The sequence below is a fragment of the Streptosporangium sp. NPDC002524 genome (genome assembly GCF_040295985.1).
GTDB lineage: Bacteria > Actinomycetota > Actinomycetes > Streptosporangiales > Streptosporangiaceae > Streptosporangium.
The window spans coordinates 197,702-211,781 of sequence record NZ_JBEOWK010000003.1 but is presented as its reverse complement, the minus strand read 5'-3'; the positions used below and the strand labels follow the sequence as shown (position 1 = coordinate 211,781).

The window sequence follows — 14,080 nt, the reverse complement described above, 5'->3', positions numbered from 1 at the left end:
TCACCCCGTCATGCCGTGACCAGGGTCACGTCAGGGCGTGGAAGTGGGACAGGAGCCGGGCCCTCGCCTCCTCGGTGGCGCCGAGGGACTCCAGCCCCAGGAGGGCGGCGCCCATGATGGGCGCGACGTCGGCGACGATCAGCTTGGCCTGCGGCGCGCTCTCGGCGAAGCCCCGTTCCAGCAGCTCGCTCATGAGCGGGTCGCGGGCGGTGAGCACGCCGCCGCCCAGGACCACCTCCATCGGGACGGAGAGCAGGTCCAGGCGGCGCATCGCGACCACCGCGAGCACGACGACCTCCTCGGCCATCCGCGCCACCAGCGAGCGGGCCACCGCGTCCCCCTGGGCCGCGACCGCCATCAGCACTGGCACCAGCTCGTTCAGCCTGCCGTAGGGCAGCCCGCCGAAGTGGATGGCGAGGGCCACCTCCTCGACCGTACGGGCGCCGAAGTGCTCGCGGACCGCGGCGACCAGCGTGCTCGCCGGCCCCCGGCCGTCCTCGGCGCGCACCGCGTGCCAGAGCGTCTCCTCGCCGAGGCCGAGGCCGCCGCCCCAGTCGCCGGTGAGCCGTCCCAGCGCCGGGTATCTCGCCACCTCCCCCGTGGGGGAGACCGCCACCGCGTTGATCCCCGCGCCGCACACCACGGCGACCCCCGCGGGCCCGGAGGCCCCCGCGCGCAGCAGGGCGAAGGTGTCGTTGCCGACGGTCACCGTCCTGCCGTACCCCCGGGAGAGGATCTCCGCGCGGAGCGCCTCCTCCTCCACCGGCAGGTCCGCGCCCGCCACATAGGCGGCCACGTGGTCGGCGTACGGCGCGACCGCGCCGGGGCCGAGCGCGGAGCGCGCGGTGTCGCCGATCACGTCGATCGCGACGCCCACCCCCGTGGTCTGGGGCTGGAAGGCGCCGCCGCGCCCGGTGGCGAGGACCGAGCCGTCCTCGGCCACCAGCGCGATGTCGGTCTTGCTGTTGCCGCCGTCGACCGCCAGGACCGTTCTCACGCGGTCGCCCAGGACAGGTGCCCGCGGTTGGCCTCGACCAGGCGCCTGGCCAGGTCGCCGGAGAGCGAGGCCTGGCCGATCAGCGGGTGCGCCAGCAGCGCGTCGGCGACGCGCTCCTCGCCGCCGTGCAGCGCGGCCTCGATCGCGAGCGTCTCGTACGCGGTGACGTGGGCGATGAGCCCGGCGAAGAGGGGCTCCACCGGGGCGACGGGCAGCGCGGACGCGCCCGCCGAGGTGATCGTGGCCGGGACCTCGATGACCGCCTCGTCGGGCAGGAACGGCAGCGTGCCGTCGTTGCGCAGGTTGACCACCTGGGTGTCGCCGCGGTCGCCGGCGAGCGAGGCGATCAGCGCCACCGCCGCCTCGGAGTAGAAGGCCCCGCCGCGCTTCTCCAGCAGCTCGGGCTTGGTGTCCACCGCGGGGTCGGCGTACAGCTCCAGCAGGGTCTTCTCCATCGCCGCGACCTCGGCCGCGCGCGAGGGCTTGGTCCGCTGCTCCTCCACCACCAGGTCGTGCTCGTAGAAGTAGCGCAGGTAGTAGGAGGGCACCACGCCCAGGTGGCGGATGAGCGCGGCGGGCAGGCCGACGTCCTGGCCGATCTCCTCGGCGTGGCTCTCCAGCAGCTTCGGCAGCACGTCCACCCCGTCCAGGTGGACGGCCCGCTCCCAGGTGAGATGGTTCAGGCCGACGTGGCCCAGCGAGATCCGCTCCGGGGCGACGCCCAGGTTCGCGGCGAAGCGGCGCTGGAAGCCGATGGCCACGTTGCACAGGCCGATGGCCCGGTGCCCGGCCTCCAGCAGCGCCCTGGTGACGATGCCGACCGGGTTGGTGAAGTCGACGATCCAGGCGTCCGGCGCGAGCCTCCTGACCTTCTCGGCGATGTCCAGCACCACCGGCACCGTCCGCAGCGCCTTGGCCAGCCCGCCCGCGCCGGTCGTCTCCTGACCGACGCAGCCGCACTCCAGCGGCAGCGTCTCGTCCACGTTGCGCGCCGCCTGGCCGCCGACGCGCAGCTGCAGCAGGACCGCGCGCGCCCCCGCGACGCCCTCCTCGACCGAGGTGGTCGCGAGGACCGTGGCCGGGTGCCCGGCCCGCGCCAGCATCCGGCGCGCCATCCCCGCCACCAGCTCCAGCCGGTGGACGTCCGGGTCGACCAGCGCGATCTCGGTCAGCGGCAGCTCGTCGCGCAGCCGCGCGAACCCGTCGATCAGCTCCGGCGTGTACGTCGAGCCGCCCCCGACAACGGCGAGTTTCACCCTTTTACTCCTGTCAGCGTGACGCCCTCGATGAAAACCCTCTGGGCGAAGAAGAACACGATGATCACCGGGGCCATGACGAGCAGCGTCGCCGCCATGGTGAGGTTCCACTGCACGCTGTGCAGTGCCCGGAAGGACGCCAGCCCGAGGGAGAGCGTCCAGTTGGCCTCGTTTGTCTGGGCGTAGAGCAGCGGACCATAGTAATCGTTCCAGCAGTAGAAGAACTGGAACAGACCCACCGCCGCTATCGCCGGACGCGCCATCGGCAGGATCACCTTGACGAGCGTCCGGAAGTCCGAGCAACCGTCGACCTTGGCGGCCTCGGTGTACTCCCTGGGAATGGTGACCAGGAACTGCCGCAGCAGGAAGATGGAGAAGGCGTCGCCGAACAGCATCGGCAGGATCAGCGGCCACAGCGTGCCGGTGAGGTCCAGGCGCGCCCAGATGAGATAGACGGGCACCGCGACGACCTGGGGCGGCAGCATCATCATCGTGATGACCGCGAGGAAGGCGAGCTTGCGCCCCCGGAAGCGGAAGCGGGCCATCGCGTACGCCACCGGGATCGACGACAGCAGCATGAACGCGGTGCCGAGCCCGGCGTACAGGAACGTGTTGCCCACCCAGGCCAGCAGGTGTGACTTGGCGAACACGTCGGCGAAGTTGGACCAGTTCCAGGTGCGGGGCCACAGGTCGCCGGTGAGCGCCTGGTCGTTGGTCATGACGGCCGTCAGCGCCACGAACACCAGCGGGCCGACGAACATCAGCGACAGCGCGACGGCGAGGGCGTGGGTGGCGATCCAGTACAGGACCGCCCGGCCGCGCGGGCCGCGGGCGGGGGCCCTCGCGGGCCGTGCGGCCGCCGTGGCCGGGGTGGCCGGGGTGGTGAGGGCGGTCACCGGTCCCCTCCTTCGTCGAACGCGCGGAACCTGCGGAGCAGGATGAGGGTGAAGACCGTGGAGAACGCGAACAGCAGCAGGGCCAGCACGCAGGCGTACCCCATGCTGAAGTCGCGGAAGCCGACATGGAACAGCCACTGGGCCAGCGTCAGCGTCGACAGCTCGGGATAGCCGGGCACGAAGGCGGTGCCGGGGGAGTCGGTGACCCCCGCCGCGACCCGGGAGGCGATCATCGCCTGGGTGAAGTACTGCAGGGCGTAGATGACGCCGGTGACCGTCGAGAACATCAGCACCGGCGAGATCGTCGGCAGCGTGATGCTCCTGAACTGCCGCCACGCGCCCGCCCCGTCGATGGCCGCGGCCTCGTACAGGTGCTTGGGCACGTCCAGCAGGGCCGCGAGGAAGATCATCATGGTGTTGCCGATGCCCCACATGGCCAGCATGGTCAGGCCGGGCTTGGACCAGTCCTTGTCGCCGAACCAGTCGGGCGCGGCGATCCCGACGAACTCCAGGAACTGGTTGAGCGGTCCCGAGGGGTTCAGCAGGAACACGAAGGAGACCGTTCCGGCCACCACCGGGATCAGCGACGGCAGGTAGAACACCGTGCGGAAGAAGCCGACGCCCGACTTGAGCCGGGTGAGCAGCCACGCCACGCCCAGCCCGAAGAGCACCTGCGCGGGGACCATGAGGGCCACCAGCCACAGCGTGTTCTTGATGGAGACCCAGGCCCGGTCGTCCACCAGGAAGTAGCGGTAGTTGTCCAGGCCGACGAACTCCAGCGTGAACAGGTCGTAGCGGTAGAAGGAGAAGTAGACCGTCGCCGCGAGGGGGTAGGCGAAGAAGACCGCGAACCCCACCAGCCAGGGCGACATCCAGAGGAGGGCCTTGAGGCCCTCGCCGCGCCGCCACCGGGGCGGCGCGGCGTGGACGGTGCTCATCGAGGATCAGCCCCCGGAGAGCTTCAGCTTGTCGTCGAAACGCTTGTCGACCGCGGCGAGCCCGGCGTCGAGGTCGGTGACGGAGCCCTTCTCCCACCTGACCATGAACTCCTGCAGCGAGTCCTGGTTGAAGGTGCTGTTGACGCTCGCCGGGATCGTGATCGTCTTCGGGTGGGCGAAGATGTCGAGGAAGGTCTGGAAGTTCGCGTCCTTCACCAGGTCGGGCGACTCCAGCGACGCCTTGGTCGTCGGCACGTTGCGCAGCGCGTTGGAGAGCGTGACCAGCGCGGAGGTGTCGGTGGTCAGGTATTTGACCAGCTCCCAGGCGGCCTGCGGGTTCTTGGCGCCCTTGGGCACCCCGATCACGGTGCCCGCGGTGAAGCCGCCGCCGTACAGGTCGGGCTTGGCGTCGGAGACCGGGAGCGGCGCGGTGCCGTAGTCGACGTCCTTGGCCTCGTTGGCGAGCATGGCGTTGCGCCACTCGCCGTCCAGGACCATGGCGATCTTGCCCTTGTAGAAGGGGTGGTCGGCCGACCACTCCTGGCCCAGGCTCTTGCGGAACTTCTCCAGCTTGTCGTAGCCGAACCAGTCGACGAGCTCCTTCTGCCAGCGCAGCAGCTCCTTCCACGCCGGGTCGGAGCCGACCGCCGAGGTGCCGTCCGGCTTGTACCAGGTCGCGCCGACCATCGGGGCCAGGTGCGAGGCGGTGTTCTCGTAGTACTGGAAGCTCGGCATGAACCCGGCGACCTTGATGGTCCCGTCGGCGTCGCGGACGGTGAGCTTCTTGGTCAGCGCGGTCAGCTCGGAGAGCGTCCTGGGCGGCTGCTCGCCCTTCATCAGGGCCTTGTTGTAGTAGAGCCCGTACGCGTCGGCGAGCAGCGGCATCACGCACCGCCTGCCCTCGTACTCGGTGTAGGAGCGCGAGACCTCAGGCAGCACGGACAGGTCGATGCCGTCCTGCTTGATCACCTGGGTGAGGTCCTGGAACGTTCCGCTGCGGCACCACTGGGCCACGTTGTCGGTGGTGAACGAGGAGGCGACGTCCGGCGCCTTGCCGCCGCGCACCGCCTGGGTGATCTGGTCGTCCTGCACGCCCTTGACCAGCTTGACGGTGATCTGGGGGAACTTCGTGCGGAAGCCCGCGATGGCGTCCTCGAACGCCTTCACCTCGGCGGGCGCGGAGAACCCGTGCCACAGTTCGATGGTGGAGGCCGGCAGCGCGGCGGAGGCGGAGCCCGAGGGCCTGGGCTGGGAGCCCAGCGCGGGCGCGCTCTCGGTGCCCGCGGTGCAGGCGGTCAGGGTGGCGGCCGTCAGGGTGGCCAGGGCGAAGGTGAGAAAGCGTCGGTGCACGACGGCTGCCTCCTGGGGACGGTGGATCTGGCGGGGGTCCGTACGGGGCTTGCGTGGTGGGCGGCGGGGGATCAGGAGGGGACGGTGGAGCTGAAGACCTCGTCGCGGGCGGTCGCGAGGGCGAGGTCGAGGGCGCCGGCGAGGACGGGATTGCCCTCGACGGTCGACAGCAGCAGCGGGGGCCTGGGGATGGTGAGCGCGTGCAGCTCGTGCTCGACGAGCTCGCGCAGGGTGTCGCCGCCGGCGAGGAGGGTGCCGCCGGTCAGCACGATGATCTCGGGGTCGACGACGGAGGTGATCGCGGCCAGCCCCACGGCGAGCCGGGAGGCGATGTCGCGCAGCCCGGCGCGGGCGTCGTCGGCGCGCCTGCCGGTGGACGCCGAGGCCTGCACGGCGTTCAGCACCGCCTGCGCGGGCGCGGTGCCGCGCACGCCGTACGACCGCAGGATCTTGAGCACCGCGGGGCCGCCGGTGAGGGCCTGGTAGCCGTGGTTGGCGTAGCGGCCGGTGTCCCTGGCGGTCGGCGCGCCGGGGGTGGGCATGTAGCCGACCTCTCCGGCGCCGCCGGTGGCGCCCCGGTGCAGCCGCCCGCCGAGGACCAGCGCGGCGCCGAGGCCCTCGTCGGCCCAGAGCAGCACGAAGTCGCGATGGCCGCGGCCCACGCCGTGCGCCTGCTCGGCCTGGGCGACGAGGTTGACGTTGTTCTCCACGTCGACCGGCACGCCGAGGCCGTCGCCGAGGGTGCGGACGAGGTCCGGGATGTGCCAGCCGGGCATGTCCTTGCTGGTGGCGTACGCCATCTTGCCGGTGCCGGGGTCTATCGTGCCCTGAACGCCGATGACCACGCGCCGCAGCGCCGGGGGCGCGCCCGCGCCCTCCAGCGCGGCCCTGACCCGCTCCAGCGCGTCGCCGCCGGAGCGGCCGGGGCTGGGCAGGTGGTGCTCACCGACCACGGCGCCGGTGATGTCGGCGACCCTGACGTCGATGCCCGCGCGGGTGACGTCGAGCGCGGCGACGTGCGCGGCGGCGGGGTTGAGCCGGTAGACCTCGGCGGTGCGGCCGGGCAGCCCCTCGCGGATGCCGTCGAGCACGACCAGGCCCGCCTCCTGCAGGCGGATGAGAAGCTGGGAGGCGGTGGGTTTGGACAGGCCGGTGAGGGCGCCGATCTCGGGGCGGGTCAGCGGGCCGCGCTCCAGCAGCGCCTGCAGGGCGGCGCGGTCGTTGATCGCGCGTAGCAGGCTGGGGGTGCCGGGCGTCGGCTGAGCCACTGGTCCTCCGTGCGTCTTACATCCACCGATGAAGCAGAGTTAGGAAACTTTCCTAACTTCGAGTGAATGTAAGGAACCCGGCGGATTCTCGTCAAGCAGGCAGGGAACGCCGCAATCAAGCTGTGATGCCGGAGGGGCGGGTAAACTTCTCGACGGACCTGCTAGGGTGATGGTTTGTCATAACAACCAGCGCAATGGCCCGGAGTATCCCATTACTAGCAACGATAATGGAGCGACGGCAACCCGTCAAATCGAGCTGACCCGGGAGCAGGAGTACGTTTCCTGCCTTTATGCCCGGCTCGATCTGCTGCGCGAGCGCACCCAGCGGCAGCTGGACGGCGTCCTCGCGCAGGGCGGGAGTGGCGGCACGCACCAGAACCGCTCCGAGCGCGACAGCTTCGCCGGGATGTACGCCGAACGCCTGGGCCGCCTGTGGGCGGTCGAGAACGGCCTGTGCTTCGGCCGGCTCGACAACGCCGACGACACCTCGCTCTACATAGGCCGCATCGGCCTGGCCGACGACGACCAGCGCCGGATGCTGATCGACTGGCGGGCGCCGGTGGCGCAGCCCTTCTACGGCGCCACCCCGGCCGCCTCGATGGGCGTCACCCGCCGCCGCCACCTGCAGACCAAGGGCCGCACGGTGATCGGGATCGACGACGATCTCCTGGACCTCGACAGCCTCACCGAGGAGGACGTGGCCACCCTCAACGGGGAGGCCGCGCTGCTGGCCTCCCTGGGGGCGAGGCGCACCGGCCGGATGCGCGACATCGTCGCCACCATCCAGTCCGAGCAGGACCGCATCATCCGCTCCGACCTCAACGGGGTGCTGGTCGTGCAGGGCGGTCCCGGCACCGGCAAGACCGTGGTCGCGCTGCACCGCGCCGCGTACCTCCTCTACACCCACCGGGAGAAACTGGCCCGCAGGGGCGTGCTCATCCTCGGGCCGAACCTCACCTTCCTGCGCTACATCGAGCAGGTGCTGCCCTCCCTGGGCGAGACCGACGTGCTGCTGTCGACCGTCTCCGAGCTGTACCCGGGGGTCGTCCCCGGCCGCAGGGAGCGTCCCGAGGTGGCCGGTCTCAAGGGCGACGCCCGGATGGCCCAGGTCGTCGCGCGGGCCGTGCGCGAGCGGCAGCGGGTGCCGCGCAAGCCGATCGACATCAAGCTCGACCGCTACACCCTCCGGCTGGAGGGCAGCGTCCTGGAGGCCGCCCGCAACCGGGCGGCCCGCTCCAAGAGGGCGCACAACGAGGCCCGCGCGGTCTTCGTCCGCCACCTGCTCAACGCGCTCGCCCGGCAGGCCGCGAGGCAGCTCGGCAAGGGGATGATCGACGACGACGAGCTCGCCGACATCCGCGAGGACCTCCGCACCGAGCGGCCCGTCAAGGCCGCCCTGAACCGGCTGTGGCCCTACGTCACCCCGCAGCAGCTCCTGATCGGGCTGTTCACCTCCCGCGAGCGCCTCGACCACGCCGCCGCCGAGTTCGGCGAGGCCGAGCGCGAGCTGATGCTGCGCGAGCCGCCCCGCAAGGGCGAGAACTGGTGGGCCGAGTCCGACGTGCCGCTCCTGGACGAGGCCGCCGAGCTGCTCGGCGACATCGACCCCGCGGTGCTGCGGGCCGGGGCCTGGATGGCCGAGGAGGAGCAGGCGGCCCAGCGCGCCGCCGCGCTCGACGAGCGGCAGCACCAGCTCGCGTACGCCAAGGAGGTCCTGGAGCTCACCGGCCTGTCCGACATCATGGACGCCGAGAGGTTCGCCGCCCGCCACCTCGGCGACGACGTCTTCCTGACCACCGCCGAGCGCGCGGCGGCCGACCGCACCTGGGCCTTCGGCCACGTCATCGTCGACGAGGCGCAGGAGCTGTCGCCGATGGACTGGCGGATGCTGATGCGCCGCTGCCCGACGCGGTCGATGACGATCGTCGGCGACCTGGCCCAGACCGGCTCGTCGGCCGGGGCGCGCTCCTGGGGCCGCGTCCTCGACCCGTACGTGTCGGGACGCTGGCGCGAGGAGACCCTCAGCGTCAACTACCGCACCCCGGCCGAGCTGATGGTCGTGGCCGCCGACGTGCTCACCCTGGTCGACCCGGCGCTGACCGCCCCGACCTCGGTGAGGGAGACGGGGACGCACCCGTGGGCGGCCTCGCCGACGGCCTCCCTCGGCGAGATCGTCAAGGCCGAGGTCGTCGAGGGCGGGCGGCTCGTCGTGATCGTCCCAGAGTCGCGCGCCGGGGAGTTCGGGGAGGTCGTGGTCCGCTCCGTCGAGGGCGCGGTGGCCGGGCCGGGGTCGGCCGCCCTGGACGCGCAGGTGGCGGTGCTCACCGTCGCCGAGGCCAAGGGGCTGGAGTTCGACGCGGTCGTCGTGGTCGAACCGGAGCTGATCCTGGACGAGTCCCCGCGCGGGGCGAGCGACCTTTACGTGGCGTTGACCCGCGCCACCCAGCGGCTTGGCGTCGTGCACGACGGTCCGCTTCCCGGCGCGCTCGCTCGACTTGAGGGACATCGGATCACATGAGACCATTGACGGCTCTCGTCGATCATGTCCCAGCTGCGAAAACTTGATGTTTCCGCAGTTAGTGACACGGTTGACATCTGCGCTGGGCTCGGTAGTTTGCTGCCCAGTCCAGCACGGGACTGGCCGGTCGGCCGCCATTCGACATCGCCGTCTCCTGCGCCCGTGACGGGGGATGACCCCGTCCGTACAGCCAGGCGCAGGACCGGCAGTCCGTCGAGGCGGGGCACTCCTTCCGGGCGGGGGGTTGGACCCAGGAGGGGTCCGGGCACCCAGTAGACAACGGCAATCCGCGCTCGCCGCCGACGGGACGGAACCGGTCCGAAGGGTCGTCCGGGCCCTCTTCCCGCTCCCGTGCGAGCGCCGCAAGCGTCGGGGCGGCCCGGGTGTCCTTCGACACCCGGGCCGCCCCGTTGCCGTTTACGGGGGTTTTGTCGGATTTCAAATGCTTTATTGTTGCTCCTGGTTAATGTGGTGTGGAGCTTTTGGGGGCGTGCCCGCCGGGCGGTAGCGTTCCGGCTAGGAATATCGGCCGTGAACACCGGCTGGGAAGACCAGGTGCCACCCGCCCGCCCGACATCCCAAGGAGCCCCGCCCGTGGTGCAGGACAAGACGGCCGCCCCGGTGCCGGAGAGATCCGCGGCGGACGACCCCGCGGACGGCTCGGTGACAGGTCCCGCGCGAGCTCCGGAGGCCGGTCCTGCGAACGCCTCGGCCGCCGGTCCCGCACGGGATTCGACGGCCGGTCCGGTGAACGGTGCGGCGGCCGGTCCGCCGGAAGGTTCGGCGGACGGTCCTGTACGGGATTCGACGGCCGGTTCGACGGCCGGTCCGTCGGAAGGTTCGGCGGACGGCCCGGTGGCCGGTTCCGTGCGGCGTCCGGTGGCCGGGCCCGCCGACGGCCCGCCCGGCGCGGAGGTCCCGTCCCCGGGGTCGCGCCTGGCGCTGCCCGCCCGCGTCGCGGGCGCGGTGGCCGGGGGACTGCTGATGTTCCTCGCCTTCCCGCCGCTCGGGCTGTGGTTCCTCGCGCCGCCCGGCATGGCCCTGGCGGTCCTGGCGGTCCGCGGTACCCGCCCGCGCCGAGGCGCCTGGCTCGGCCTCCTGGTGGGGTTCGCCCTGCTGCTGCCCGCCCTGCGCTGGGTGAACCCGATCGGCCTTGACGCCTGGGTGGGCCTGGTCGCCATGGAGAGCGTCTTCTACGCCGTCTGGGGGGCGGGAGTCGCCCTGGTGACCCGGTTGCCTCTGTGGCCGTTGTGGAGCGCCGCGCTCTGGGTGGCGGCCGAGTGGGCGCGGGGGCGGTTCCCCTTCGGCGGGTTCCCCTGGGCGCGGGTGGCCTTCAGCCAGGGGGAGTCGATCTTCACCCCGTACGCGGCGCTCGGCGGGGCGCCGCTGGTGAGCTTCGCGGTGGCCCTGTGCGGCGGCCTGCTCGCCCTGGCCGCGACGCGCTCCCTCCCGGCGTCAGGCTCCCTCCCGGCGTCCGCCCGGTTCCCGGCCTCCCGCTCGACCTCCCGCTCGACCGCGGCTTCGGATCCGCCCGCGCCTTCGGGCCCGCCCGAGGCTTCAGGCCCGCCCGCGTCCTCGGGGCCGGGGACGCCGCCGGTGTCCTCGGGCCCGGCCGCGCCGCCCGGTCCCCGCCCCCTCCGGGGCGGGCGCTGGGGGCGGGCGCTGGCCCTGCCGCTCGCCGGGGCGCTGGCCGTACCGGCCGCGACCCTCGCCGTTCCCCGGTACGGCGACGAGGGCAGGAGCGTGACCGTCGGCGTCATCCAGGGCAACGTCCCCGGCCGGGGCATGCACCCGCTGGGCGACGAGCCCGCCGTGGTCCTCGGCAACCACACCCGGATGCTCCACCAGATGGCGCGAGACGTCAGGGAGGGCAGGACGCCCCGCCCCGACCTGATCGTGCTGCCGGAGAACTCCACCGACATCGACCCGCTGAGCGACGCGTTCGCCCGGGGCGAGATCGACGCGGCGGTCAAGGACGTCGGGGTCCCCGTCCTGGTCGGCGCCGTGGTCAGGATCGGAGAGAGGAACCGGGCGACCCGCAGCATCGTCTGGGACCCGGTCACCGGCCCCGGCGCCTACTACGACAAGCAGCAGCTGGTCCCCTTCGGGGAGTTCACCCCGCTCAAGGACCTCGTGCTCGCCCTGTTCGAGCGGGCCTCCCTGGTCGGCAGGCAGTCGGTGGCGGGCACCCGCGACGGCGACCTCAAGCTGGGCCCGGTGACCGTCGGCGCGATCAACTGCTACGAGGTGGCCTTCGACGGCATCGTGGGCGACACCGCCAGGACCGGTGCCACGCCGCTGGTGGTGCAGACCAACAACGCCACCTACGCCATGACCAACCTGCCGCCGCAGCAGCTCGCCATGTCGCAGCTGCGGGCCGTGGAGCACAACCGGGCGGTGATCACTTCCGCGATCACCGGCATCTCGGCGTACGTGACCCCGGACGGCTCGATCGCCTGGCGTACCGGTGAGCTGGTACAGGCCATGAACGTCCTGACCGTTCCGGTCAGGACCGCGCGGACCGTCGCCACCCGCGTGGGCGCGCTGCCCGAATGGGCCCTGATACTTGTGGGTGCCGGTGCGGTGGCCGCCGCCTGGCGCCGCCGGACGCCCCGCGCGGGGCACTCCGCGAACCGGGAGGATGATCAGCAGGTGGGAGACGCGTGATGGAGCGGATGCTTGGTCGGGTGCTCGTCATCGTCCCGACGTACAACGAGCGGGAGAACCTGCCACTTATCACCCGGCGGCTGCGCGAGGCCGTGCCCGAGGCCCACCTCCTGATCGCCGACGACGACAGCCCCGACGGCACGGGGGCGATCGCCGACGAGCTGGCGGACGCCGACGACCACGTCCACGTGCTGCACCGCCCGGCCAAGCAGGGGCTGGGCGCCGCCTACATCGCGGGCTTCCGCTGGGGCCTGGAGGAGGGCTTCGGCGTCCTCGTGGAGATGGACGCCGACGGTTCACACCAGCCGGAGGAGCTGCCCAAGCTGCTGGCCGCGCTGGCGAAGGGGGCCGACCTGGCGATCGGGTCCCGGTGGGTGCCCGGCGGCAAGGTCGTCAACTGGCCGGCCTCGCGGGAGTTCCTGTCGCGCGGCGCCAACATCTACACCAGGCTCGTGCTCGGCCTCCCGGTCCGCGACGCCACCGCCGGTTTCCGCGCCTACCGCGCCTCGGCCCTGGAGAAGCTCGACCTGGACGACGTCGAGTCGCGGGGCTACTGCTTCCAGGTGGACCTGACCCTGCGTACGGCCATCGGCGGGATGCGCGTCAAGGAGGTGCCCATCACCTTCGTGGAGCGCACCGTGGGGGCCAGCAAGATGAGCCGGGGCATCGTGTTCGAGGCCCTGTGGCGGATCACCGTGTGGGGCGTCACCGGCCTGCCCGCCCGCTTACGCCGCCGCCGCGACCGCCGGCGCTGACCTCCACGGCTTTGCGGCTCCACGGTTCCTCGGCTCCGCGGCCTCGCGGCTTCGCGGCTTCGCGGTCAGCGCACGAGGCGCCTGACGCCGGAGACGAACCGGGCGATCCTCCCTCGCGGTGGTGTCAGCCACCCGGCGATGTCCGCGACGACGGCCGGGTCGACGTGCTGGGGCGACTCGTAGCCCGCGGGCGTGGACGGGCCCGTGCCGGAGAAGAACATGTGGTCGTCGGCGTCGTACACGCGGATCGTGACCTCCGGCCGACGGGCCAGGCCCGCCCGCCACCGCGACAGGTCGTCCTCGACGGTCACCTGGTAGTCGCGGCCGCCCTGGAGGATGAGCATCGGCTTGTCCAGCGCGGCCGCGGTCGCCACGGGGTCGTAGCCGCGCAGGTCCAGCCAGTACGCCCCCGAATAGCCGAACGGCAGGTTCGCGGCGGGAGTGGCGGCCGACAGATGGGGGCTGTCGACGAGCGCGGCCTGTCGCGTGATCGCCTCGACGGCGGCCTGGGCGGCTGGGCCGGGGTCGGCCGCGGCCAGATGGCGGACGACCCGCACGGCGGCGTGGTGCATGGGCTGGGCGTCACCGGCCAGGAGCACCAGGCCGGCCACGGACGGCTCGGCGACGGCGACCCGCGGGGCGGCCTTGCCGCCCATGCTGTGGCCCGCGACGTGCACCCTCCCGGCGTCGACGTCCGGGTGGCGCTGGAGGAGATGGACGGCGGCGACGGCGTGCGGGACGTACTCCTCGCCCATCGTGAAGCCGGGCGTCGCGGCCACCCGGCCGGCGTGGGCGCGGGTCACCTTGTCGAAACGCAGCACCGCCACGCCACGGCCCGCCAGCCCCCAGGCCAGGTCCTTGAGCGGCTTGTTGGGGCCTGTGGTGCCGTCCCGGTCGAACGGCCCGCCGCCGCCGAGCAGCACCACGCCGGGCCACGGGCCGCGCCCGCGCGGCAGGCTCAACGTCCCGGGCACGGCCAGCGCGCCGGAGCCCACGGTGACCTCGTGCTCGTCGAACCTCTCACGGCGGGCGTACGGCGGCGGCGTCCACTGCCCGGTGATCGCGGGCGCGAGCGTCAGGCCCTGCAGCAGGCCGGTCTCGTCGACCGACATGACCACCGTCAGCCCGCCGCGTTCGTACGTCACCGGGACGCTCACCTTGACCAGCCCAGCTTTCCCCGACGCGGCCACCCACTCCTCGGGGGCCGGTTCGCCGACCGGCGTCCCGACCTCGGAGATCGCCCCGATCCTGGAGTGCTGGCTCTCCCAGCCGATCCGCAGCGTCTCGGCGGACGCCACCGCCCGCAGCGGCGGGGCGAACAGCTTCTCGACGTCCGCGAAGCGTCCGTTCCGCGCCATCTCGACAACCTCTGTGGCGATCTTCAGTGGATCGACGCCCATCGCCGCCCCCTACCTTTCTCAGCTTTTGAGAAAGG

General features: G+C 72.3%; 10 protein-coding genes. 3 read left to right on the top strand and 7 right to left on the bottom strand.

What is annotated here, in order from left to right:
* Positions 1-25: 25 nt before the first annotated feature.
* The 6 genes from ABT053_RS05900 to ABT053_RS05875 all read right to left on the bottom strand — a co-directional run bounded on the left by ABT053_RS05900 (position 26) and on the right by ABT053_RS05875 (position 6,705).
* Entirely contained in the window at positions 26-997 is a 972-nt protein-coding gene (locus tag ABT053_RS05900; protein ID WP_350967740.1) for an N-acetylglucosamine kinase, read from the bottom strand.
* Positions 994-2,253: a 6-phospho-beta-glucosidase gene (locus ABT053_RS05895; protein ID WP_350967739.1), complete on the bottom strand. Its 1,260-nt coding sequence runs from the start codon at positions 2,251-2,253 to the stop codon at positions 994-996. The genes ABT053_RS05900 and ABT053_RS05895 overlap by 4 nt, the downstream gene beginning before the upstream one ends.
* Complete coding sequence (locus tag ABT053_RS05890) at positions 2,250-3,149, bottom strand: carbohydrate ABC transporter permease (RefSeq protein WP_350967738.1); 900 nt, start codon at positions 3,147-3,149, stop codon at positions 2,250-2,252. Before ABT053_RS05890 ends, ABT053_RS05895 begins: the two co-directional genes overlap by 4 nt.
* A complete protein-coding gene (locus ABT053_RS05885; protein WP_350967737.1) occupies positions 3,146-4,087 on the bottom strand; it encodes a carbohydrate ABC transporter permease in 942 nt (313 codons plus the stop codon). Before ABT053_RS05885 ends, ABT053_RS05890 begins: the two co-directional genes overlap by 4 nt.
* A 6-nt stretch (positions 4,088-4,093) precedes the next feature.
* Positions 4,094-5,437: an extracellular solute-binding protein gene (locus tag ABT053_RS05880; RefSeq protein ID WP_350967736.1), complete on the bottom strand. Its 1,344-nt coding sequence runs from the start codon at positions 5,435-5,437 to the stop codon at positions 4,094-4,096.
* Between the two features lie 71 nt (positions 5,438-5,508).
* Positions 5,509-6,705 (bottom strand): ROK family transcriptional regulator, encoded by a 1,197-nt coding sequence (locus ABT053_RS05875; protein ID WP_350967734.1) that lies wholly within the window; start codon positions 6,703-6,705, stop codon positions 5,509-5,511.
* Between the two features lie 169 nt (positions 6,706-6,874).
* On the opposite strand from ABT053_RS05875, the gene ABT053_RS05870 reads away from it, so the two are divergent.
* From ABT053_RS05870 to ABT053_RS05860, 3 genes are all read left to right on the top strand, one after another.
* Positions 6,875-9,223 (top strand): HelD family protein, encoded by a 2,349-nt coding sequence (locus ABT053_RS05870; protein WP_350967733.1) that lies wholly within the window; start codon positions 6,875-6,877, stop codon positions 9,221-9,223.
* A gap of 984 nt (positions 9,224-10,207) precedes the next feature.
* Complete coding sequence (gene lnt / locus ABT053_RS05865; protein ID WP_502991708.1) at positions 10,208-11,890, top strand: apolipoprotein N-acyltransferase; 1,683 nt, start codon at positions 10,208-10,210, stop codon at positions 11,888-11,890.
* Entirely contained in the window at positions 11,890-12,645 is a 756-nt protein-coding gene (locus ABT053_RS05860; protein ID WP_350967731.1) for a polyprenol monophosphomannose synthase, read from the top strand. Before lnt ends, ABT053_RS05860 begins: the two co-directional genes overlap by 1 nt.
* 65 nt (positions 12,646-12,710) lie before the next feature.
* Here the strand turns inward: ABT053_RS05860 and ABT053_RS05855 are convergent, their stop codons facing one another.
* A complete protein-coding gene (locus ABT053_RS05855; RefSeq protein WP_350967730.1) occupies positions 12,711-14,045 on the bottom strand; it encodes an alpha/beta hydrolase in 1,335 nt (444 codons plus the stop codon).
* Positions 14,046-14,080: the final 35 nt, after the last annotated feature.